The organism is Streptomyces griseomycini (genome assembly GCF_014203535.1).
In the GTDB taxonomy this organism is placed as follows: domain Bacteria; phylum Actinomycetota; class Actinomycetes; order Streptomycetales; family Streptomycetaceae; genus Streptomyces; species Streptomyces griseomycini.
In genome coordinates, this window is the sequence record NZ_JACHJI010000008.1 from 186,136 (window position 1) to 207,432 (window position 21,297).

At 72.6% G+C, this 21,297-nt stretch carries 21 protein-coding genes; 7 read left to right on the forward strand and 14 right to left on the reverse strand.

Annotation, left to right across the window (positions count from 1 at the left end; translation table 11 throughout):
• Positions 1 to 320: 320 nt before the first annotated feature.
• The 6 genes from cbiE to FHS37_RS23355 form a co-directional block, all read right to left on the reverse strand.
• Complete coding sequence (cbiE, locus tag FHS37_RS23330; protein WP_184824427.1) at positions 321 to 1,532, reverse strand: precorrin-6y C5,15-methyltransferase (decarboxylating) subunit CbiE; 1,212 nt, start codon at positions 1,530 to 1,532, stop codon at positions 321 to 323.
• Positions 1,533 to 1,669: 137 nt separating this feature from the next.
• Positions 1,670 to 2,308, reverse strand: coding sequence for a GNAT family N-acetyltransferase (locus FHS37_RS23335; RefSeq protein ID WP_184824429.1), 639 nt, complete (start codon positions 2,306 to 2,308; stop codon positions 1,670 to 1,672).
• Positions 2,309 to 2,517: 209 nt separating this feature from the next.
• Positions 2,518 to 3,345: a MetQ/NlpA family ABC transporter substrate-binding protein gene (locus FHS37_RS23340; RefSeq protein WP_184824431.1), complete on the reverse strand. Its 828-nt coding sequence runs from the start codon at positions 3,343 to 3,345 to the stop codon at positions 2,518 to 2,520.
• A 67-nt stretch (positions 3,346 to 3,412) separates the two neighbouring features.
• Positions 3,413 to 4,150 (reverse strand): methionine ABC transporter permease, encoded by a 738-nt coding sequence (locus FHS37_RS23345; protein ID WP_184824433.1) that lies wholly within the window; start codon positions 4,148 to 4,150, stop codon positions 3,413 to 3,415.
• The gene (locus FHS37_RS23350; protein WP_184824435.1) at positions 4,147 to 5,184 is read right to left on the reverse strand and encodes a methionine ABC transporter ATP-binding protein; all 1,038 of its coding nucleotides are present in this window, start codon (positions 5,182 to 5,184) and stop codon (positions 4,147 to 4,149) included. The genes FHS37_RS23345 and FHS37_RS23350 overlap by 4 nt, the downstream gene beginning before the upstream one ends.
• Positions 5,185 to 5,592: 408 nt before the next feature.
• Positions 5,593 to 6,243: an HAD family hydrolase gene (locus tag FHS37_RS23355; RefSeq protein WP_184824437.1), complete on the reverse strand. Its 651-nt coding sequence runs from the start codon at positions 6,241 to 6,243 to the stop codon at positions 5,593 to 5,595.
• 449 nt (positions 6,244 to 6,692) lie between these two features.
• Between FHS37_RS23355 and FHS37_RS23360 the strand changes: the two genes are divergently transcribed.
• Complete coding sequence (locus tag FHS37_RS23360) at positions 6,693 to 7,052, forward strand: hypothetical protein (protein WP_184824439.1); 360 nt, start codon at positions 6,693 to 6,695, stop codon at positions 7,050 to 7,052.
• A 1-nt stretch (position 7,053) separates the two neighbouring features.
• Complete coding sequence (locus FHS37_RS23365) at positions 7,054 to 7,482, forward strand: hypothetical protein (RefSeq protein WP_184824441.1); 429 nt, start codon at positions 7,054 to 7,056, stop codon at positions 7,480 to 7,482.
• 8 nt (positions 7,483 to 7,490) lie between these two features.
• Here FHS37_RS23365 and FHS37_RS23370 read toward each other — a convergent pair whose 3' ends face one another.
• The 3 genes from FHS37_RS23370 to FHS37_RS23380 all read right to left on the reverse strand — a co-directional run bounded on the left by FHS37_RS23370 (position 7,491) and on the right by FHS37_RS23380 (position 9,818).
• On the reverse strand, positions 7,491 to 7,988 hold the full coding sequence (locus tag FHS37_RS23370) for a GNAT family N-acetyltransferase (RefSeq protein WP_184824859.1): 498 nt from the start codon (positions 7,986 to 7,988) through the stop codon (positions 7,491 to 7,493).
• 57 nt (positions 7,989 to 8,045) lie between these two features.
• Positions 8,046 to 8,573, reverse strand: coding sequence for a sigma-70 family RNA polymerase sigma factor (locus FHS37_RS23375; RefSeq protein WP_184824443.1), 528 nt, complete (start codon positions 8,571 to 8,573; stop codon positions 8,046 to 8,048).
• Positions 8,574 to 8,648: 75 nt separating this feature from the next.
• Positions 8,649 to 9,818 (reverse strand): glycerophosphodiester phosphodiesterase, encoded by a 1,170-nt coding sequence (locus FHS37_RS23380; RefSeq protein ID WP_184824445.1) that lies wholly within the window; start codon positions 9,816 to 9,818, stop codon positions 8,649 to 8,651.
• A gap of 367 nt (positions 9,819 to 10,185) precedes the next feature.
• On the opposite strand from FHS37_RS23380, the gene FHS37_RS23385 reads away from it, so the two are divergent.
• Complete coding sequence (locus tag FHS37_RS23385) at positions 10,186 to 10,857, forward strand: lysophospholipid acyltransferase family protein (RefSeq protein ID WP_184824447.1); 672 nt, start codon at positions 10,186 to 10,188, stop codon at positions 10,855 to 10,857.
• A 126-nt stretch (positions 10,858 to 10,983) separates the two neighbouring features.
• On the opposite strand, the gene FHS37_RS23390 is transcribed toward FHS37_RS23385, so the two are convergent.
• From FHS37_RS23390 to FHS37_RS23410, 5 genes are all read right to left on the reverse strand, one after another.
• Entirely contained in the window at positions 10,984 to 12,516 is a 1,533-nt protein-coding gene (locus tag FHS37_RS23390; protein ID WP_184824449.1) for an MFS transporter, read from the reverse strand.
• Entirely contained in the window at positions 12,513 to 13,082 is a 570-nt protein-coding gene (locus FHS37_RS23395; RefSeq protein ID WP_221500183.1) for a TetR/AcrR family transcriptional regulator, read from the reverse strand. Before FHS37_RS23395 ends, FHS37_RS23390 begins: the two co-directional genes overlap by 4 nt.
• 110 nt (positions 13,083 to 13,192) lie before the next feature.
• On the reverse strand, positions 13,193 to 14,164 hold the full coding sequence (locus tag FHS37_RS23400; RefSeq protein ID WP_184824453.1) for an aldo/keto reductase: 972 nt from the start codon (positions 14,162 to 14,164) through the stop codon (positions 13,193 to 13,195).
• 75 nt (positions 14,165 to 14,239) lie between these two features.
• A complete protein-coding gene (argH, locus tag FHS37_RS23405; protein ID WP_184824455.1) occupies positions 14,240 to 15,667 on the reverse strand; it encodes an argininosuccinate lyase in 1,428 nt (475 codons plus the stop codon).
• 98 nt (positions 15,668 to 15,765) lie between these two features.
• Positions 15,766 to 16,959, reverse strand: a complete 1,194-nt coding sequence (locus FHS37_RS23410; protein ID WP_184824457.1) for an argininosuccinate synthase — start codon at positions 16,957 to 16,959, stop codon at positions 15,766 to 15,768.
• Between the two features lie 744 nt (positions 16,960 to 17,703).
• Here FHS37_RS23410 and FHS37_RS23415 point away from each other — a divergent pair.
• The 4 genes from FHS37_RS23415 (at position 17,704) to FHS37_RS23430 (ending at position 21,286) form a co-directional block, all read left to right on the forward strand.
• Entirely contained in the window at positions 17,704 to 18,291 is a 588-nt protein-coding gene (locus FHS37_RS23415) for a pyridoxamine 5'-phosphate oxidase family protein (RefSeq protein WP_184824459.1), read from the forward strand.
• Between the two features lie 3 nt (positions 18,292 to 18,294).
• Positions 18,295 to 18,996 carry a L,D-transpeptidase family protein gene (locus FHS37_RS23420; RefSeq protein WP_184824460.1) on the forward strand — a complete coding sequence of 234 codons (702 nt, stop codon included), beginning with the start codon at positions 18,295 to 18,297 and terminating at the stop codon, positions 18,994 to 18,996.
• Between the two features lie 91 nt (positions 18,997 to 19,087).
• Positions 19,088 to 20,470, forward strand: coding sequence for a ferredoxin reductase family protein (locus FHS37_RS23425; protein ID WP_184824462.1), 1,383 nt, complete (start codon positions 19,088 to 19,090; stop codon positions 20,468 to 20,470).
• A gap of 39 nt (positions 20,471 to 20,509) precedes the next feature.
• Positions 20,510 to 21,286, forward strand: a complete 777-nt coding sequence (locus tag FHS37_RS23430; protein ID WP_184824464.1) for an FMN-binding protein — start codon at positions 20,510 to 20,512, stop codon at positions 21,284 to 21,286.
• Positions 21,287 to 21,297: the final 11 nt, after the last annotated feature.

Consider the following 21,297-nt stretch of genomic DNA (forward strand, 5'->3'; position numbering starts at 1 on the left):
GAACGGCGCACCGACCGCCCCACACTGGAGAACGAGCGTGCGTCCCCAGCGGCACGAACGGCCCGCCCGAAAAGGCGACAAAGCCATTCACTGGCATTGTCGCGGCCGCACGGCCGCCGCGTCAGCTTGATCGGCGACGGTTCCGCTGTGGACTGCGCCACGTTGCGCGTCCTCCGGTTCTGCCGTACCACGACCCGCCCCAAAACGGACGCGTTTTCCGGACATTGGCCGACGAAGCACCGGGGGTCCGAGTGCGGTACAACAATCGGCCAGCCTACCGCGCGCGGTACGACAACCCGATCACGGGGACGGCACCCGGATCAGCCGCTGCGCGCGGGCAGCACCCCGCTGAGCAGGAACGCGACGCTCCGTTCCTTCTCCGTCCAGGCCCGGGTGTCGAGTTCGACGGACTGCAGCAGGGCGCACTCGACCTGGTAGCCGTGCTCCGCGAGGTTCCGGCCGATGAGTTCGGCCGCGTCGCGGGTGGCGGCGTGCGTGACGATGCGCTGCGGGCGGCGGTCGGCGACCGCGGAGACCACGGCCGCTCCCCCGCCGCCGACCCGGACGACGTCCGGTTCGGGGAGGTTCTCCAGGACCTGCGGGGCGGTGCCGTGGACGATCTGGAGCGGGACGCCGTGACGGCGGGCGGCGGACTCGGTGCGGGCGCAGGCCGCCGGGTCGCTGTCGACGGCGATGACGGCGGCTCCGGCGCGGGCGGCCTCGGTGGCGAAGGCGCCGCTGCCGCAGCCGATGTCCCAGACGAGGTCGCCCAGGTGCGGTCCGAGCCGGGCGAGTTGGGAGATGCGCAGGGGCTCCCGCTCGCCCTCGCCGAGTTCGCCGCCGTACGCCGCGGCGGGCAGCGACCAGCCGCGCGGGCCGACGGAGGGGTCGCGTCCGGCGATCCAGCCGGTGGGCTCACCGGCGCCGACCGGGCCGCCGATGACGATGACGACGTTGGGGTCGCGCCAGGTGTGGTCGGCGGCCTTGTCGGAGGTGACGACGGTGACCCGCTCGTGCTCGGTGCCGAGCTCCTCGCAGATGACGAAGGTGCGGTGGACCCCCTCCAGCAGCAGGCCGAGTTCGGCGGGGCCGGCGCCGGGTGAGGTGAGGACCGCCACTTTGCCGTGGGCCCGGCACACGTTCACCGCGCGTCGCAGGGTGCGCGGGTGTGCGACGACCACATGGGCGTCGTCCCAGGGCATGCCGGCGCGGGCGAAGGCGGCGGCGACGGAGGAGACGGCGGGGACGACCTCGACCTCCAGGCCGAACTCGGGCGCGCGCAGGGTCCGCACGACGCCGAAGAACCCGGGGTCGCCGTCGGCGAGGACGACCGCGGTGCCGCGGTGGGCGGCGATCCGGCGGGCGGCGAGGGCGACGGACCCGAGCCGGATGCGCTCGGCGCCGGCGGGCACCTCGGGGAGCGCCAGGTGGTGGGCCGCTCCGGCCACCAGCGTGGCGGCGCCCAGCGCGGCGCGTGCCGCGGCGGTCAGCGGCGAACCGTCCCAGCCGATCACCGTGACCCGGTCGGCCATCGTCGTCAGTCTCCTGGGGTCTTCGCAGGTCGTCGTCGGCTGTTCCCGCCCGGGGGCGGGTTCGGTGAGCGTACCCGGTGCGGGCCGCGGACCGCTCCGGCGGTACCGCCGGCCGGGGGGCGCGGGCCCCGGAAAGGTCAGTTCCAGTCGGCGTAGGCGGCGAACCCGCCCGCGTCGGCCGACTGCCCGTCCGCGCCCTCGACGTCCTCGGGCAGCAGGCTCCACACGATGAAGTCGGTGCGCACGTCGGTCCAGCCGCCGTCCTCGGTGCGGACGCGGGCTATGCAGGCGTTGCGCAGCACGCCCTCGTTGATGCAGCCGATCTTCTGGGCGACCTGCTGCGAGGCGGTGTTGTCGGCGGCGGTGCGCAGCTCGACGCGTTCGAGCTTCTGGTCGCCGAAGAGCCACTGGGCGGTGGCGAGCGCGGCCTCGGAGGCGTAGCCCTCGCCGCGCGCCCAGGGGGCGACGATGTACGACAGCTCGGTGGACCGGACGTGCCAGTCGGTCCTGGCGAGCCGGACGACGCCGACCAGGCGCTGGGTGAGGAACTCGGTGACGGCCAGGTCGAGTCCGCGTCCGGCCGTGCGTTCGGCGGGGGCCTCCTCGGTGATCCAGGTGTGGGCGGCCTGTTCGGTGAAGGGCTGGGGGACGTCGGTCCAGGCGGCGACCTGTTCGTCGTTCATCATCTCGGTCAGGGCGGGCACGTCGTCCGTGTCGAGGGGACGCAGCACCAACCGCTCCGTGCTGATGGAGATGTTGGGGAAGGTGCTCGTCATGCGCCGCTCCGTAACCTGAGAGACCGTCGGGTGCTGCTGAACTGCCCAGCATGCAGCATGAAGGCACTGAACCGCACCACGGGGTCTCCCCACCGCCTGAACGGCGTGGGGGTACCCCCACCCCACTGCCTGAACGGCGTGGGAGTACCCCCGCCATGTGGTCGGAGTGGACCCCGTGGGTGCCGCGCGGATCGTGCGGGACGCGTCGGTCAGAAGGAGGCGACGACGGAACCGGCGTACTTGTCCTCGATGAACTTCTTCACCTCGGGGGAGGTGAGGAGCTTCGCGAGCTTCTTCACGCGCGGGTCGTCCTCACCGCCCTCCTTGACGGCGAGGAGGTTGCTGTTCGGGTTGTTCTCGGCGGACTCCAGGACGAGGGCGTCCTTCGCGGGCTTGAGGTCGGCCTCGATGGCGTAGTTGCCGTTGACCACCGCGGCGTCGACGTCGTCCAGGGAGCGCGGCGTCTGGGCCGCCTCCAGCTCCTTGAACTCGAGCTTCTTGGGGTTCTCGGTGATGTCCGCGGGGGTCGCCGCGGTGCCGACGCCGTCCTTGAGGGTGATCAGCCCGTTGGCGGCGAGCAGCTGCAGGGCCCGGCCCTCGTTGACGGTGTCGTTGGGGATGGCGATCGTCGCGCCGTTCTTCAGCCCGTCGGCCTTCTCGACCTTGTGGGAGTACAGGCCGAGCGGCTCCAGGTGGACGTCGACGACGGACACGATGTGGGTGCCGTTCTTCTTGTTGAAGTCGTCGAGGTACGGCTGGGTCTGGAAGTAGTTGGCGCCGACCGAGCCGTCCTCCGTCGCCGTGTTCGGGGTGACGTAGTCGGTGAACTCCTTCACCTCGAGGTCGAGGCCGGCCTTCTCGGCCAGCTCGTCCTTGACGAAGGTGAGGATCTCGGCGTGCGGGACGGGGCTCGCGGCGACGACCAGCGGGCCGGAGGTGTCGGAGGCGGCGTCCTTCTCCGAGCCGCAGGCCGTGAGCCCGAAGGTGAGGGCTCCGGTGGCGAGGACGGCGGTGGCGATCTTGGCAGTGTTACGCACGAAAAGTGCCTTTCCTTGGGTGGTGCGGCCCCGTATCGGGTGGAACGGGGAGTCTTGGTGGGGGGCGTTACGCGACCTTGCCGACGTCGGCCGCCGCGGGCTCCTCGGCCCTCAGGAGCCGCAGCTTCGGGCCGGGGCCGGAGCGCGCGCCGCGGTGGTGCAGGGCGCGGGCGGCGTAGTCGCCGGCGAACTGGATGAGGGAGATGACCACGGCGAGGACCGCGACGGTGACCCACATCAGGTCGGTCTGGAAGCGCTGGTAGCCGTAGCGGAGGGCGAGGTCGCCGAGTCCGCCGCCGCCGACGGTGCCGGCCATGGCCGAGTAGCCGATGAGGGCGATGACCGTGGTGGTGGTGGAGGCGATCAGCGAGGGCAGCGCCTCGGGGACGAGGACCTTGCGGACGATCGTCCAGGTGTTGCCGCCCATCGCCTGCACGGCCTCGACGAGCCCGTGGTCCACTTCGCGCACGGCCGTCTCGACGAGGCGGGCGAAGAACGGGATGCCGCCGATGGCGAGCGGCACGATCGCGGCCTCGCTGCCGATGGTCGTCCCGGTCACCCAGCGGGTGAAGCCCATCAGGGCGACCATGAGGATGATGAACGGCATCGAGCGGCCGATGTTCACGACCTGGCCGATGACCTTGTTCACCACGGTGTTCTGCAGCAGTCCGCCCTTGCCGGTGAGGACGAGCAGGACGCCGAGCGGGAGGCCGCCGACGACGGTGATCAGGCTGGACCAGCCGACCATGACCAGCGTCTCGGTACCCGCCGCTTCCAGCAGCGGCTGCATCTCGGACCAGGTCACTTGGCCCCCTCCTTCACCAGCACGGGTTCCTTCCGGTCGACGACGTCGATCTGCAGGCCCTGTTCGCGCAGGAAGCCGATCGGCACGACGTTGTCCTCGTAGCGGCCGGGCAGTTCGATGCGCATCCGGCCGACCTGGAGACCGCCGACGGTGTCGATGGCGGCACCGAGGATCGATATGTCGATGTTGTAGGTGCGCGACAGCTGGGAGATGACCGGCTGGGTGGCGCTGTCGCCGTGGAAGGTGACGTCGACGACGGTGCGGTCGTCACCGGAGGCCTCGCCGCCGACCGGGAACAGCGCGGAGGCGAGTTCGGAGCCGGGGGTGGCGAGGAGGTCGCCGACCGTGCCGGACTCGACGATGCGGCCCTTCTCCATGAGGGCGGCCGAGTCGCAGATCGACTTCACGACGTCCATCTCGTGGGTGATGAGCAGGACGGTGAGGCCGAGCTGCCGGTTGAGGTCGCGCAGCAGGCCCAGGATCGAGCGGGTGGTCTCCGGGTCCAGGGCGCTGGTGGCCTCGTCGGAGAGCAGCACCTTGGGGTCGCCGGCCAGGGCGCGGGCGATGCCGACGCGCTGCTTCTGGCCGCCGGAGAGCTGGGCGGGGTAGGCCTTGGCCTTGTCGGCGAGGCCGACCAGGTCGAGCAGCTCCAGCGCCTTGCGGGAACGTTCCTTCCCCGATGTGCCGAGGATCTCGAGCGGCAGCTCGACGTTGTCCTGCACGGTGCGGGTCGACAGCAGGTTGAAGTGCTGGAAGACCATGCCGATCCGGCTGCGCGCCCGCCGCAGCTCCCGGCCGGCGCGCGGGCCGCGCCCGGCGAGGGCGGTGAGGTCCTGGCCGTCCACGGTCACGGTGCCCGAGGTGGGGCGTTCCAGCAGGTTGACGCAGCGGATCAGCGAGGACTTGCCGGCGCCGGACTGGCCGATGACGCCGTAGACCTCGCCTTCGCGGACGTGCAGGTCGACGCCGTCCAGGGCGGTGACCTCGCGGCCGCGTGAGCGGTAGACCTTCGTGAGGCCCGTGGTGGTGATCACGTGGGATTCCGTCACTGTCGAGTGCGCGGCGCGCCGTCGGGCGCCGGGCACGGGGCATTCAGGGTCGAAAGCAGCCGTGACACGGCGGGGTTTCCCCCGGGCGCGACGAGAGGGGCCGTGCCGTGGGGAAACGTGCGTGTGGGGGCGTGGCTCGGTCGCGCATGCGGGGCATGCGGGCGGACACGAACGGGCTCTCGCTTCGGGGCGCGAGGCTCAGATGGTGCAGGGGCCCTCTAGAAGGCACGCATTCGGCGCGGACACATACAACGAGCACCGGGCGGCACGGTCGCCTCGGTCGCGGGGATGCGGTCGCTCGTCGTGGTCATGCGATCAGTAAAGCAGACGTTCCACTCTGACCGGACACGGCCGTCCGCATAGTGGACAGCCGTGGACGCCGGTGTGCGCACGTCAGGGGCGTACGGAGATCTCCATCCCCGCGTCCGTGACCAGTACGGACAGGGCGGACAGGTCCTCGACGACGAGGTCGGCGGTGAGTTCGTGGGCCCGGTGGGTTGTGGCCAAGGCCACGGTGGTCATACCCGCGGCACGGCCGGCCTGGAGCCCGGCGGGGGCGTCCTCGAAGACGACGCAGTGGGCCGGGTCGACGCCGAGGGTGCGGGCGGCGAGCAGGTAGGGCTCGGGGTCGGGCTTGCCCCGGGTGATGTCGTCGGCGGCGACGAGGGTCTTCGGCAGGATGCCGACGGCGCCGAGCCGGGCCTCGGCGAGCCGCCGGGTGGCGGAGGTGACCACGGCCCAGCGCTCGGCGGGCAGCGCGCCGAGGAGGTCCTCGGTGCCCGGCAGCAGGTGCACGCCGCCGTCCGGTACGTCCTCGACCTCCAGGTCCTCGATCCGCGCGACGGCCTGCGGGACGACGTGGGCGGGCAGCAGGTCGGCGGCTATCTCCGCGGCCGGCCGCCCGTGCAGCTCGATCCGGCCGAACTCCTCGGCCGTGATCCCGTACTCCACGGCCCACCGCGTCCAGCAGCGGCGCACGGATTCGAGGGAGGACACGAGGGTTCCGTCGTTGTCGAACAGGAGGGCTTGTGCGTGGATCGTCATGCTCTCGACCCTACGGTGCCGCCCGGTCCTGCCCGGCCGCGGTCCGCGAGGACCACCGCGGCATGGGAGGTGAGCGCCTTCGCGGCGATCGGGCCGCCGCCCCGCCGGGAGGGGCCGACGAGGAGGAGGCCGAACGGCGGCAGCGGCGACCGGAGGAGGTCGCGCGACCGGTGGGCCTCGTCGAGGCGGAGGCCACGGCGGGCCGCTTCGGACCGGCCGGCTGCCACGGCCCCGCCCGGCCCCCGGTCCGTCCGTCCGAGGCCGCGCCGGGGCCGGTCCCCGCGCCCCGGCCGGCTCCCGGGGCGGGCGCGCACGCGCCGGTCCGGAGGCGGGCCGGGACGGCCGGCCTGGCGCCGGAGGGCGGGTGGCGGGGCGGCGTCCCGGGTGCCGCGGCACCCGGGACAGGGTCGAAGGGGGCCCGGTTTCTCCGGCGTAATAAGGTCGCTGCCATGCTTGATGTCCTGATGCCGGTGACCGGCGTCGCCGCGTTGCTGCTCGCCGCCTGGTGCGGCTGGGCCGCCTACCGTGATCAGCCGACGAAGGACTGGCACTTCATCGGCATGGCCGTGGTCACGCTGCTGGCGCTGGTCCAGCTGGTCGTCGGGATCGTGCTGCTGGCCCGCGGCGAGGAGCCGGGGCAGGGGACGACGATCTTCGTGGCGTACCTGCTGGGGTCGTTCGCGTGCGTCCCGGCGGCGGCCTTCATGTCCCTGGCCGAGCGCACCCGCTGGGGCTCGGTGACGGTCGCCGCGAGCGGTGTCGTGCTGGCGGTGCTCGAGGTGCGGCTCTATGACATCTGGGGAGGCTGAGATGGCCGGGACGCGGGAGGAGCCGGGCCGGACCCGGTTGATCGGCGGGCCCGGGCTGCTGCTGGTGTGGCTGTACGGGGTGATGGTCGTCGGCGCCGTGTCGCGCTCCGCGTACCAGATCGCCACCGAGTTCGACCGCGCGCCGCTCGCCTACACGCTGTCGGCGGTGGCCGGCGTCGTCTACGGCTTCATCACCTACACCCTGGTCCGCGGCGGCGAGACGGCCCGCAGGGCGGCGCTGGTGTGCTGCGCCGCCGAGCTGGTGGGCGTCCTGACGGTCGGCACCTGGACCCTGGTGGACCCGTCCGCCTTCCCCGACGCGACCGTGTGGTCGGACTACGGGATGGGGTACCTCTTCATCCCCGTGCTGCTGCCCCTCACCGCCGTGTACTGGCTGCGCCGGGCGCGCACGGAGCAGCCGGCCTCCTGACCCGGCGGTCAGGCCGTCGTCGCGTACGCCTCCGCCTTCTTCTCCAGGACGACCATCGGTACGCCGTCCGCGCCCTGGGACGTCCCCACCCGCTGGTAGCCGACCTTGTTGTAGAGCCGCAGGTTGCTCTCGCTGCGGTGCCCGGCGTGCAGCCGGAAGGTCCGGGCTCCGCGCTCGTCGGCGAGGGCCGTCTCCGCCGCCCGGAGAAGACGCGCGCCGATGCCGTGCCCCTGGAGGCGGGGGTGGACGCAGAGCTTGCCGATGGCGGCGGCGCCGTCCTCGGTGATCCTGCCGCGCACCGAGCCGACGACCTCGTCGCCGAGGCGGGCGACGAAGACGCAGTCGGCGGCGACCTCCTCGCGGACCGAGTCGAGGGTCTGGACGAGCGGGTCGATGCGGTAGTTGCCGTAGAGCGCCGCCTCGCTCTGGAAGCACAGGTACTGCAACCTGAAGATCTGCTCCGCGTCCTGCTCGGCCGCCGCAGAGATGGTCACGCTCATGCCCATGTGCGCACGCCTCCCGCTCACCTGATCACCTGTCGTCCCCCACTCCTATCCCCGTCCTCAGCGGGCCGCAACCTCCGGTGTGAGCAAACGACGCAGACATCCCAGGCATCTGGAACGTTCCGGGCCGAGACTGCCCTGTGAGATACCCAACTCCCCTGCGATTTCCCGGTATGTCGGGTCCTGCGGGGACAGCAGCGCCTCCATCAGCCGGGGGCAGCGGCCGGGCAGCCGCCGCACGGCGTCCCGCAGGTCGCGACGGCGGGCGGCGGCGAGTGCGAGGCGTTCGGGATCGTGGTCGCCGCCGTCGGCGGGTTCGCGGCCGAGCGGTGCCTCACGGCGGACGGCACGGCGGGTGCGGCGGACCTCCGCCCGGACGGCCCGGCGGAGCCAGCCCCGGGGATCGCGCGGCGGGTCCTGGGCGTCGAGGCGTTCGAGGAGGCGGAGCCAGACCGCCTGTTCCAGGTCCCCCGGTTCGGCCCCGGAACCGGGCGCCTCGGCGGCGGCCTCCGCGGCGAGCAGCGGACGGAGGGCGGCGACCAGGTCGGCGGCGACCGGGTCGTGCGTCGTGACCGGCACGTGTGTCATATGCGCAACGACTCGGCCGCCCCGGGCGAGGTTGCACGGAGCGGCCGAAGCTCACCCCGAACGGGGCAAGACGTCTCAGTCGTTGACGAAGTCCTCACGGGCCAGCAGGCCGGTGTCGGGGTGGTCGGTGAAGACGCCGTCGATACCGGTGGCGAAGTACGCCCGGTAGGCGCCGAAGACGTCGCCGTAGGCGTCGGGGTCGGTGCCCCTGCGGAAGTCGGCGGGCAGGAACGGGTTCTCGTTGCGCAGGGTGTAGGGGTGCAGGATCAGGCCCGCCCGGTGGGCGTCGCGGACCAGGGTGGTGGGCTCGGTGAGCCGGCCGTTCCTGTCACGCGGGATGACGAGGTCCAGGGTCGGGCCGATGCCCTGGGCGTAGGAGGCGATCTCCTCCAGGCCCTCGGGGGTGATGAGGTCGGCGACGGTGCGCGGGTCGCCCGCCTCGACGAAGTCCCAGGGGCGGCTGTTCGCGTTCGACAGGAGGACGACGAGCGGGTTGTCGACGAGCCTGCTGAACCGCCGGATGCTGGTCGGCTCGAAGGACTGCAGGATGACCGGGGAGTTCCGGCGGTCCTTGCCGTACCGGCGCAGCAGCTTCGCGACCCGCTCCTCCAGGCCGAGGCCCAGTCCGCGGAAGTAGGTGGGGTGCTTGGTCTCGGGGTAGATCCAGACCTGCTTGCCGCGCTTGCGGGTCTGCTCGTCCTGCCAGCGCAGCACCTCCTCGAAGGTGGGGATCTCCCAGCGGCCGTCGTAGAGGGTGTTGTGCGGGCGGTTGGCCGGGATGCGTTCGACGGCGCGCAGCCGCTTCAGTTCGGCGAGGGTGAAGTCCTCGGTGAACCAGCCGGTGACCGGGACGCCGTCCAGGGTCTTGGTGGTCCTGCGGTCCGCGAACTCGGGGTGGTCGGCGACGTCCGTGGTGCCGCCGATCTCCGGCTCGTGCCGGCAGACGATGTGGCCGTCCCTGGTGGGCACGAGGTCGCCTGCCTCGACGACGTCCGCGCCCATGTCGAGGGCGAGCTGGTAGGCGCCGAGGGTGTGCTCGGGCCGGTAGCCGCTGGCCCCGCGGTGGCCGACGATGGTGGGGACGGGCAGGCCCTTCAGCCCCCGGCCGCCGCCGTGCCGGGCGCCGGCGGCTCTCGCCGTGCCGATCGGTCCGAGGACCGTACCGCCGACGCCGAGCACCGCCGCGCCCAGGAGGGCCCGCCGTCCGGTTCCGCCCGCCTGCTCGTTCGACTCCCGCGTTCCCATGAGCGCCTCCTGCCGTCGACTCGTCCGATGCGGGCCGATCGTAGGGGGGCCCGGATGACGGGCGGGAGACCTCCGGCGGAACACATGGGTGACGTCGAGTGGCGTACGGCCGTCGCACGCGTGTCGTACGTCCGTCGTATTCCGCCGGGGATGTGAGGGCCCGTCGGATTCGTCCGGCCGGATCGGGGCACGCGTCCGGTGCACGGGTCCGGGCACGCCGCTACGGGTACATCCGTGTCAATAGTGCGTAAGACCTCGGTGAATCCCATGAGCCCGATGTGCGCGACTCCCGGAACCGCGAGTAATGTCCTCACCTGCACAGACTCATACGGCATCCATCGACGTCCGCTTCCCACCGGAGGGCCCGTTGTCCCGCTTCGCGCTCATCAAGGCAGTGCTCGGCCCGATCATGCGCCTGATGTTCCGCCCACGGGTGGAGGGCGCGGAGCACATCCCGGGCGACGGTCCGGTCATCCTGGCCGGCAACCACCTGACGTTCATCGACTCGATCGTCCTGCCGATCGTCTGCGACCGCCAGGTCTTCTTCATCGGCAAGGACGAGTACGTCACCGGCAAGGGTCTCAAGGGCCGGCTGATGGCCTGGTTCTTCACCGGCGTCGGCATGATCCCGGTCGACCGGGACGGCGGCCGGGGCGGTGTGGCGGCGCTGATGACCGGGCGCCGGGTGCTGGAGGAGGGCAAGGTCTTCGGCATCTACCCGGAGGGCACCCGCTCCCCCGACGGCCGCCTCTACCGGGGCCGCACCGGCATCGCCCGGCTCACCCTGATGACCGGCGCGCCCGTCGTGCCGTTCGCGATGATCGGCACCGACAAGCTCCAGCCGGGCGGCGCGGGCCTGCCCCGGCCGGGCAGGGTCACGGTCCGCTTCGGTGAGGCGATGGAGTTCTCCCGCTACGACGGCATGGACCGCGACCGCTACGTCCTGCGCGCGGTCACCGACTCGGTGATGGCCGAGGTGATGCGGCTGTCCGGGCAGGAGTACGTGGACATGTACGCGAGCAAGGCGAAGGCCGCGTAGGGCTCCGGCGGAGAGCGGACGGTCGACGGCGGGCCCTTCGGGGCCCGCCGTCGCCGCGTGCACGGCGGGCGGTGCGCGGGGAGAAGGAGCGGCGGGCCGTGCCCGCGCCCCGTCGGGGTCCGTGGCTCACGGGTGCTCCGCCGCGCCCTCCAGGCGCTGCCCCCGCAGCAGGAACCACGCCGCGACCGACGCGGCCAGCAGCACCGCCGCGCCCACGCCGGCCGCGAGCGCCAGGCCGTCGACGAAGGACTGACGGGCGGCGTCCAGCATCGCCTCGGCGGTGTGGGCGGGCAGGTGCGAGGCCGCCTCGACGGCCCCGCCCAGCGACTCGTGGGCCGCGGCGGGAGTGCCCGCGGGGCCGGCGAAGTCGCGGTAGACACCGGTCACGACGGAGCCGAGCACGGCGATGCCGAGGGCCGCGCCGAGTTCGTACGCCGTCTCGGAGACTGCGGAGGCGGCGCCCGCCTGCTCCCCGGGCACGCTGGAGAGGATCACGTCGGCGGTCACCGTGAAGGAGAACCCGGCGCCCAGACCGACCACCAGCAGCGCCGCCCCGAGCAGGGGGTAGCCGGTGGACTGCCCGATCACCGTCAGCGCGGCCAGCGCGAGACCGACGGCGGCGAGCCCCCCGGCGACGACCGACCGCACCGAGAAGCGCCGGGCGGCACGGCCCGCGACCAGGCCCGCCGCCACCGCGCCGATCGCGGCGGGCAGTTCGGCCAGACCCGCCTCGAGCGGGCGCCTGCCCTGGACGAGTTGCAGGTACTGCGAGAGGAAGAACACCAGCCCGGACAGTCCGAGGATGGTCAGCAGGTCGGCCAGGACGGCTCCGCTGAAACCGCGGTGGCGGAACAGCCGCATGTCCAGCAGCGGAGCGGGGAGGGTGAGCTGGCGGCGCACGAACCCGTACAGGGCGCCCGCGCCCAGCAGCCCGGCGGCCGGGACGAGCGGGCCGAAGCCGTGCGTCGCCGCCTCCTTCACCGCGTACACGACGCCGACCATGCCGACCAGCGACAGGACGACACCGGCCAGGTCCCAGGGGCCGGGGTTCGGGGTGCGGGACTCGGGGAGCAGCTTGGCGCCGACGGCCACCAGGACGGCCATCACGGGCAGGTTGATCAGGAAGACCGAGCCCCACCAGAAGTGCTCGAGCAGGAATCCGCCGACTATGGGACCGACCGCGGTGCCCGCGGAGGCGGTGGCGCCCCAGACGCCCACGGCGAGACTGCGTTCGCGCGGGTCGTGGAAGAGGTTGCGGATCAGGGCGAGGGTGGCCGGCATCAGGGTGGCTCCGGCGACACCGAGCAGGGCCCGCGCGAGGATCATCAGTTCGGGTGTCGTCGCGTAGGCGTTCAGCACGGAGAGCGCGCCGAACGCGGTGGCGCCGTAGAGCAGGATCCGCTTGCGGCCGATGCGGTCGCCGAGGCTGCCCATGGAGACCAGCAGGCCGGCGATCACGAACGAGTAGATGTCGCCGATCCACAGCAGCTGGCTGCCGGTGGGCCCGAGGTCCTCGCTGATGTACGGGGTGGCGAGGCCGAGGACGGTCGCGTCGACGGCCACCAGCAGCACGGCGAGCACGAGGACGCCGAGCGCGAGCCACCGGCCCGGCCGCCGCACCGCCCCGGCGGCGTCCGCGGTCTTCAGGGTGCTGCTCATGATTCCTTCCTCTGCGGTGCGGTGTCCGGGCGCCGGACGCCGCCGAGCAGCAGCTCGACGATCATGTGGGTGAAGTCCTTGGGCGCGACACGGCCCTCGGCCACCGCCCAGGCGGCGGAGGCGAGCAGCCCGTAGAGCGCCTCGGTGAGCCAGGCCGGGGTGAGGTCGATCCGGAACTCCCCGCTCGCCTGGCCGCGCCGGAACAGGGCGGCGATCCGGTCGTCGATCCTGGCCCAGCCCGCGTTCTGCTCCTCGCCCTCGAACAGCTGGTTCTCGGTGTAAAGAAAAGCGAGCAGAGGGGCGTGCGGCTCGATCCCGGCGACCAGGCGGCGCACGGCGTCACCGGCGGGCCCCTCGTCGGGCCGGGCCGCCTCCAGGGCGGCTTCGCACTCCGCGATCCCGAGCGCCTCCAGGGCCCGGACCAGCGCGTCCCGCCCGGCGAACTGCCGGTGGAGCGTGGCGCGGCTGATCCCCGCCGCCTTGGCGACCTCGTCCATGGTCGCGGTGGATCTACGGGTCAGCAGGGCGGCGGCGCTGCGCAGCACATGGTCACGGTCGACAGCCATGAGACAAAGATACCTCACATGAGACATCAGTGTCTCATTGCGGGCACGTACGTCTCACCTCGGCCATGCGCGTCCCACGTCACGCGCGACGGTGGGTGTGCCAGGGGTGCTCAGTGCCAGGGCAGCCGGCCGCGCCGCTCCCAGTAGGCGTGCGGCTCCTCGGTCAGGACGGCGAGACGGGAGAGGTGGTCGTCGGTGAGGTCGACGACGGCGGCGTGCAGGTTGGAGGCGAGCTGGGTGACGGTCGCCGCGCCGGAGAGGACGACACCGGCCCAGGGCTGCCGCAGGACGACCGCGAGGGCGACGGCGTCGCAGCCCAGGCCGGTCTCGTCGGCGACGGCCCGCAGCGCCTGCGGGGCGTTCGGGGCGGCCAGCCGGCCGTTGGCCATGCCCTCCTTGACGATCACCGTCAGTCCGGCGTCGTGCGCCTCGGCGAGCGCGGGCCCGGCGGAGGTCTCCAGCACGTTGTACGTGGACTGGACGGTACGGAACAGGGGCTCGCCGCCGACCGTGACGGCGAGGGCGGCGCGGACGGCGTCGGCCTGGGCCGGGCCGCTGGTGGAGAAGCCGACGGTGAGGCCCTGGGCCGCCGCGTCGGCGAGGCGGGCGTGCAGGTCCCGGTCGGTGAGGGCGGGGCTGTCCGGGGTCACCGAGTGGATCTGGTACAGGTCGAGACGGTCCCCGAGCAGCGCCTCGGACTCGGCGCGCTGCCGCTCGTACGCGGCGAGGGAGTGGTCCTTGACCTCGTGCCGCTCGGCGTCGGTGGACCAGTCGGCGGTGTAGGTGTAGCCCCACTTGCTGCCGACGACGACGTCGTCGGCGCCGGGCCGGTTCTTCAGCCACTCGGCGAGGAACTCCTCGGAGCGGCCGTAGGAACGGGCGGCGTCGACGTAGCGCACGCCCTGGGCGTAGGCGGCGTCCAGGAGTTCGTGGGTGCGGGTCCGCAGGGCGTCGACGCCGCGGTCCCCTCCGAGGTCGTGGTCCCGGCCGAGGTTGATGTAGCCGGGCCGGCCGACGGCGGCGAGTCCCAGGCCGAGGTGGCACGTGGGGGTCGTGGCTGAGGCCAGTCGCGCGAAGGGCATCGCGGGCTCCGTTCGGTCGGCTCCTTGCGGCTGCCGACCAACGTAACCCGCGATGCCCCCGCGGCACCCGATGAGCTACTTCTTGGCGTCCGCCCAGGCGTGCTGGACCGCCACGTCCGCCTTCACCTCGGTGAGCTGGACGGCGACCGCGCTCGGCGCCGTGCCGCCCCGGCCGCTGCGGGAGGCGAGGGCGCCGGGGACGTCGAGGACGGTGCGCACCTCGGGGGTGAGGTGGGTGGAGATCTTCGCGAACTGCTCGTCGGTGAGCTCGTCCAGCTCCTTGCCCTCGGCCTCGGCGACCTTGACGCACTCGCCGGCCACCTCGTGCGCGACGCGGAACGGCACGCCCTGCTTGACCAGCCACTCGGCGATGTCGGTGGCCAGGGAGAAGCCGGCCGGGGCCAGTTCCTCCATGCGCTCGCGGTGCACGGTGAGGGTGGCCATCATGCCGGTGAAGGCGGGGAGCAGGACCTCGAGCTGGTCGATGGAGTCGAAGACCGGCTCCTTGTCCTCCTGGAGGTCGCGGTTGTACGCGAGCGGCAGCGCCTTGAGCGTCGCCATCAGGCCGGTGAGGTTGCCGATCAGCCGGCCCGACTTGCCCCGTGCCAGCTCGGCGATGTCCGGGTTCTTCTTCTGCGGCATGATCGACGAGCCGGTGGAGAAGGCGTCGTGGAGGGTGATGAAGGAGAACTCCTTCGTGTTCCAGATGATGACCTCCTCGGCGATCCGGGAGACGTTCACCCCGATCATCGCGGTGATGAAGGCGAACTCGGCGACGAAGTCCCGGGAGGCCGTGCCGTCGATGGAGTTGGCCGCGCTGCCGTGTTCGAAGCCGAGGTCGCGGGCCACCGCCTCCGGGTCGAGGCCGAGGGAGGACCCGGCCAGCGCGCCCGAGCCGTACGGCGACACGGCCGTGCGCTCGTCCCACTGGCGCAGCCGCTCGGCGTCCCGGGACAGCGCCTGGACGTGGGCGAGGACGTGGTGGGCGAAGAGCACCGGCTGGGCGTGCTGGAGGTGGGTGCGGCCGGGCATGGCCACGTCCGGGTGGGCCTCGGCGAGGCCGATCAGCGCGTCCTGGAGGTCGGCGATCAGGCCGCCGATCGTGCGGGCGTGGTCGCGCAGGTACATCCGGAAGAGGGTGGCCACCTGGTCGTTGCGCGACCGGCCGGCGCGCAGCTTGCCGCCGAGGTCGGGGCCGAGGCGCTCCAGGAGGCCGCGTTCCAGGGCGGTGTGCACGTCCTCGTCGGCGATGGTGCCGGTGAACGAGCCGTCGGCGACGTCCGCCTCCAGCTGGTCCAGGCCCGCGATCATGCGCGTGAGCTCGTCCTCGGTGAGCAGCCCCGCCCGGTGCAGCACGCGCGCGTGGGCGCGGGAACCGGCGATGTCGTAGGGCGCGAGCCGCCAGTCGAAGTGGACGGACGCGGACAGCTTCGCCAGGGCCTCGGCGGGACCGTCGGCGAAACGGCCGCCCCAGAGCCGTACGTCACCGCTGTTGCTGCTCACTTGCGTTGCTCCTCAAGGCTGTCGATGTGCCGCCGCCTCCCCACGGTGGAGCGAGGAGGCGGCTGTCGGGCTGGTGCGGGTGAGGGCCCGCCGGGCGGTTACGCGAGGTCGCGCTTGGCGGCGATCTTCGACGACAGGCTGTAGATGTCGATGAAGCCCTTGGCGGCGGCCTGGTCGAAGGTGTCGCCCGTGTCGTACGTGGCCAGGTTGAAGTCGTACAGCGACGACTCGGAGCGCCGGCCGGTGACGACGGCGCGACCGCCGTGCAGGGTCATCCGGATGTCGCCGGTGACGTGCTGGTTGGCCTCGTCGACGAAGCCGTCCAGGGCGCGCTTGAGCGGGGAGAACCACAGGCCGTCGTAGACCAGCTCGCTCCAGCGCTGCTCGACCTGCCGCTTGTAGCGGGCGAGCTCGCGCTCGACGGTGACGTTCTCCAGCTCCTGGTGGGCGGTGATCAGGGCGATCGCGCCGGGGGCCTCGTAGACCTCGCGGGACTTGATGCCGACGAGGCGGTCCTCGACCATGTCGATCCGGCCGATGCCCTGGGCGCCGGCGCGCTCGTTGAGCTGCTGGATCGCCTGCAGGACGGTGACGGGCTTGCCGTCGATGGCGACGGGGACGCCCTCCTTGAAGGAGATGATCACCTCGTCGGCCTCACGGGCGAGCGCCGGGTTCTGGGTGTACTCGTAGATGTCCTCGATCGGGGCGTTCCAGATGTCCTCGAGGAAGCCGGTCTCGATGGCGCGGCCGAAGACGTTCTGGTCGATGGAGTACGGGGACTTCTTGGTGGTCGCGATCGGCAGGCCCTTGGCCTCGCAGAAGGCGATGGCCTTGTCGCGGGTCATGGCGTAGTCGCGGACCGGGGCGATGCACTTCAGGTCGGGGGCGAGGGCGACGATGCCGGCCTCGAAGCGGACCTGGTCGTTGCCCTTGCCGGTGCAGCCGTGGGCGACCGTGGTGGCGCCGTGCTTCTGGGCGGCGGCGACGAGGTGCTTGACGATCGTCGGCCGGGACAGGGCGGAGACCAGCGGGTAGCGGTCCATGTAGAGGGCGTTGGCCTTGATCGCCGGGAGGCAGTACTCCTCGGCGAACTCGTCCTTGGCGTCCGCGACCTCGGCCTCGACGGCACCGCAGGCGAGGGCGCGCTTGCGGATGACGTCCAGGTCCTCGCCGCCCTGGCCGACGTCGACCGCAACGGCGATGACCTCGGCGCCCGTCTCCTCGGCGATCCAGCCGATGGCGACGGAGGTGTCCAGACCGCCCGAGTAGGCGAGTACGACGCGCTCGGTCACGGGTTTCTCCTCACAGTGCATTCGCTGACATGCATGAGTATGCAGGAGTCCGCATGATTCGTCAATCCGCCGACGGATCCGGTGCCGGTTGAACGCGAAGAACCGCTTTCCCGTACGTGTCGCCGGACGCGGGCGCCGCGTCGACCGATCGGGACACCCCCGACCCGAGTGAGGCATCCGCATGTCCAGGGCCCTTCCGAAGCACGACGAGCGCCGCGTCGGTCCCGTCGGCGCCGCCGCCGTGGCGCTGCCCGGCGCGGTGATCGCCGGCTCCGCCCTCGCCGGTGAGCCGTCCGGGGACGGCGGCGAGGCGGACGCCCGGCCCCTCGCGGGACCGGGCACCGTCTCCTGCCCCGCCGTGGCCCCCGAACCGCCCGCCGTCCCCGCCTCCGCCCGGGCCGGGGCCGACCGCAACCTCGGCGACCTCGACCGGCAGACCGCCGAGGCGAACAAGCGACTCGCCGACACCGTCGGACAGGGCGGACCCGACTTCGCCCAGAACGCCGTCCTCGGCCCCCTCGAGGACGAGCGCACCGCCGCCATCAACCGCATCGCCGCCGCCATCGGCCGCACCGCCGAACGCCCCGCCGACCTCGCCCCCCCCCGGCCGCCTGCACGCTCACCGGGTGAGGTGGCAGGCGCCGTGGCCGCCCCGTGTACGCGCCGGCCGGGGCGGCCACGGTTCACCCGTCGCTCCCCCAATTCCTTAGACACTCGAAAGATCTGCGCCCATAATCGTTGGACATGGGAAAGACGTATGAGCGCATCGACGGCCGCCTCCGCACGTTCATCGAGGAACAGCCCGTCTTCTTCACCGCCACCGCTCCCCTGTCCGCCGACGGCACGGTCAACCTCTCGCCCAAGGGCCTCAAGGGCTCCTTCGCGGTCCTCGACGAACTCACCGTGGCCTACCTCGACTTCGCCGGCTCCAACGCCGAGACCATCGCCCACCTGCGGGAGAACGGCCGGATCACCCTGATGTGGTGCGCCTTCCAGGGCCCGCCCAACATCGTGCGCGTCCACGGCCGCGGCGAGCCCGTCTTCCGGGACGACCCGCGCTTCGCGGAGCTGCTCGCCCGCTTCCCCGGCATCGACCACACCACCCACGGTCTGCGCGCGATCGTCGTCGTGACGGCCGAGCTCATCCGCGACACGTGCGGGTACGCGGTCCCCTTCATGGCGTACGAGGCGGAGCGGGACCTGCACGGCAAGCGGTTCGCCCGGGAGGACGACGCCTCGCTGAACGCGTACTTCACCAAGAAGGAGCACGTCGCGACCAGCCTGGACGGACTACCCGGGCTGCCGTTGCCGCTGCCCCCGTCTACGGTCTGAGCCATGCGTCCAGGTGCCGCCCCCGCCGCCGTCCTCGCCCTCCTGTCCCTCTTCGCGCTCGGCGCCGGGCAGCCGTCCGCGCCGCTGCCGGACCGGATGGCGGACACCGGGGGCGGCACCCAGCTGATCACCGCCGTCGCCCCGGAGACCGGTCCGGCCTCCGGCACGGTCACCTGGTGGGACCTGGAGGACGGGCGCTGGGTGGCGGCCGGGACCGCCCCCGCCCGCTTCGGTGCGAAGGGTCTCGTCGAGGGGAGCGCGCGGCGGCAGGGCACGCACACGACACCGACCGGGCTGTACGGCATGCCGTACGCCTTCGGCACCGAGGCGGCGCCGCGCGGGACGGCCTACCCCTACCGCCCCGTGCGCGAGAACTCCTGGTGGTGCCAGGACGGCGACTCGCGCTCCTACAACCGGTGGACCGAGCCCCGCGCGGCCGACTGCCGGGCCGCCGAGGCCGAGCACCTGATCACCTACCGCGCGCAGTACGCCCACGCGCTCGTCGTCGACTTCAACTACCACCGTCCGGTGCGCGGCCGGGGTGCCGGCATCTTCCTGCACGTCGACGGGCGCGGCGCGACGGCCGGATGCGTGTCCGTGCCCGAGGAGGCGATGCGGAGGATCCTGCGCTGGGCCGATCCCGCGCAGCAACCGCACATCGCGATCGGGACGGAGAGCGGACGGACGGCGATCACGCGGTACTGAGCCGCGATTCGCCCCGAGCACACCGACGCTGAACACTCCCGCGTCACGGCACGTATCTGTGGGCCAAGGGTCAAGTCCCCACGGAGGAACCGTGACCACCACGCTCGCCGGCGGCCGTGCCGCCCGCCGCCAGACGATGCGCCGCATCCGTCCGCGCCGCTCCCCCGCCGTGCCCCTGCTGCTCGCCGTGGGTGCGGGCGCGGCGGCCGTGCTGTGGTTGTGGTGGACCAGCACACCGTCCATCGCGGACACCACGGGCAGGATCGTCGCCGCGGGCCGGATCACCGGTCTGCTCGCCGGCTACCTGATGGCCCTCGTGGTGCTGCAGATGGCGCGGGTGCCCGCGCTGGAACGCCGGGTGGGCTCGGACCGGGTCGCGCGCTGGCACGCGACGAGCGGCCGCTACACCGTCTGCCTGGTCGTCGCCCACGTCTTCCTCATCATGTGGGGCTACGCCCTCCAGGCGGGCAAGAGCCTCGGCGACATCGTGCAGCAGACGGTCGCCTCCGTCACCACGCTGCCGGACATGGGCAAGGCCGCCGTCGGCACCGGTCTGCTGTTCGTCATCGCCCTCCTCTCCGTCGGACCGGTCCGCCGCCGGCTGCCGTACGACGGCTGGTACCACGTGCACCTGCTGACCTACGCGGCCGTGTACCTGACGTTCTGGCACCAGATCACCACCGGCAACGAGTTCGCCGTCGAACCGTCCGCGAAGACCTTCTGGTACGGGCTCTACGGCACCGTGACCGCGCTGGTCCTGTGGTACCGGGTCATCACCCCGATCCGGCTGAACCTGCGGCACCGGATGCGGGTCGAGGCGGTCATCGAGGAGACGCCGGGGATCGTGTCGGTGCTGATCGGCGGGCGCAGGCTGCACCGGATGGGCGCGGAGGCCGGGCAGTTCTTCCGCTGGCGGTTCCTGGCGCCCGGGATGCGCTTCAGCTCCCACCCGTACTCGCTGTCGGCGGCGCCCCGCCCGGACATGCTGCGGATCACGGTGAAGGCGATCGGCGACCACAGCTCCCGGCTGCGCGAGCTGGAGCCCGGCACGCGCGTGTGGGCGGAGGGCCCGTACGGGGCGCTGACCGCGCAGCGCCGCAGCCGCGGCAAGGTGCTGCTGGTCGCGGGCGGTGTGGGCATCACCCCGATGCGGGCGCTGTTCGAGACGCTGCCCGGCGCCTCCGGTGACATCACCCTGCTCTACCGTGCCAACAGCACGCAGGACCTGGCGCTGTGGGACGAGCTGGCCAAGATCGCCGACGAGCGCGGCGCCCGGCTGATGTACGCGGTGAACAGCCCCGACGGGGAGCGCCCCGACATCTCCGCGGACAGCCTGCGGCGGAAGATCCCGGACATCGACCACCACGACGTCTTCCTGTGCGGGCCGCCCGGGTTCGCGCAGTCGGTGTACGACGCACTGCGCGGCGCCGGGGTCCCCGCGCGCCGCATCCACCACGAGTCGTTCGAGATGTGACCGACGGGTCATCCACACCCATCAGGAGCCTGAGAAGCGATGAGGAAGAGTCACCCCGTCCGGCGTGCCGTGCTCGCCACCGCCGCCACCGTCTCCGGGATCGTGCTGCTGCTGTCGCTGAAGCCGGCGTCCGACCCGGGGTCGGCCGCCGCCGGCGGCGCGGTCCCGCCCGCGGCGGCCCAGTCCCCGCAGGGCGGCGCCCAGCCCATCGGGAACGGCACGGTCACCGGTGACGCGGCGCAGACCCAGTACGGCGCGGTGCAGGTCCGCCTGACGGTGAGCGGTGGGAAGATCACCGAGGCCGAGGCCGTACGGGCGCCCCGGGGCGGACAGAGCGACCGGATCACCTCCGACGCCGTGCCCAGGCTCAACCAGGCGGCCGTCGCGGCACAGAGCGCCGAGATCGACGCGGTCTCCGGGGCCACCTACACCAGCGCCGGGTACAAGGAGTCGCTGCAGTCGGCGCTGGACAAGGCGCGCGCGGCCGGGTCCGCCGGGGCGCCGGGGGCGGCCGGATCCGGGCAGGGCCCGGGAAGCGCGCGGGCCCGGACCGTCACCGGTGACGCGGCGCAGACCCAGTACGGCCCGGTCCAGGTCCGGATCACGGTCGACGGCGGGAAGATCACCGAGGCCGAGGCCGTACGGGCGCCCCGGGGCGGACAGAGCGACCGGATCACCTCCGACGCCGTGCCCAGGCTCAACCAGGCGGCCGTCGCGGCGCAGAGCGCCGAGATCGACGCGGTCTCCGGGGCCACCTACACCAGCGCGGGTTACCGGCAGTCGCTCCAGTCGGCGCTGGACCGGGCCGGTGGCTGACACCGTGGCCG

Excerpts from the sequence above, each read along its gene's own strand:
- cbiE (WP_184824427.1), bottom strand. The coding sequence starts at position 1,532 with ATGGCCGACCGGGTCACGGTGATCGGCTGGGACGGTTCGCCGCTGACC.
- FHS37_RS23335 (WP_184824429.1), bottom strand. The coding sequence starts at position 2,308 with ATGACGAGCACCTTCCCCAACATCTCCATCAGCACGGAGCGGTTGGTG.
- FHS37_RS23355 (WP_184824437.1), bottom strand. The coding sequence starts at position 6,243 with ATGACGATCCACGCACAAGCCCTCCTGTTCGACAACGACGGAACCCTC.
- FHS37_RS23360 (WP_184824439.1), top strand. The coding sequence starts at position 6,693 with ATGCTTGATGTCCTGATGCCGGTGACCGGCGTCGCCGCGTTGCTGCTC.
- FHS37_RS23365 (WP_184824441.1), top strand. The coding sequence starts at position 7,054 with ATGGCCGGGACGCGGGAGGAGCCGGGCCGGACCCGGTTGATCGGCGGG.
- FHS37_RS23370 (WP_184824859.1), bottom strand. The coding sequence starts at position 7,988 with ATGGGCATGAGCGTGACCATCTCTGCGGCGGCCGAGCAGGACGCGGAG.
- FHS37_RS23375 (WP_184824443.1), bottom strand. The coding sequence starts at position 8,573 with ATGACACACGTGCCGGTCACGACGCACGACCCGGTCGCCGCCGACCTG.
- FHS37_RS23380 (WP_184824445.1), bottom strand. The coding sequence starts at position 9,818 with ATGGGAACGCGGGAGTCGAACGAGCAGGCGGGCGGAACCGGACGGCGG.
- FHS37_RS23390 (WP_184824449.1), bottom strand. The coding sequence starts at position 12,516 with ATGAGCAGCACCCTGAAGACCGCGGACGCCGCCGGGGCGGTGCGGCGG.
- FHS37_RS23395 (WP_221500183.1), bottom strand. The coding sequence starts at position 13,082 with ATGGCTGTCGACCGTGACCATGTGCTGCGCAGCGCCGCCGCCCTGCTG.
- FHS37_RS23400 (WP_184824453.1), bottom strand. The coding sequence starts at position 14,164 with ATGCCCTTCGCGCGACTGGCCTCAGCCACGACCCCCACGTGCCACCTC.
- FHS37_RS23415 (WP_184824459.1), top strand. The coding sequence starts at position 17,704 with ATGGGAAAGACGTATGAGCGCATCGACGGCCGCCTCCGCACGTTCATC.
- FHS37_RS23420 (WP_184824460.1), top strand. The coding sequence starts at position 18,295 with ATGCGTCCAGGTGCCGCCCCCGCCGCCGTCCTCGCCCTCCTGTCCCTC.
- FHS37_RS23430 (WP_184824464.1), top strand. The coding sequence starts at position 20,510 with ATGAGGAAGAGTCACCCCGTCCGGCGTGCCGTGCTCGCCACCGCCGCC.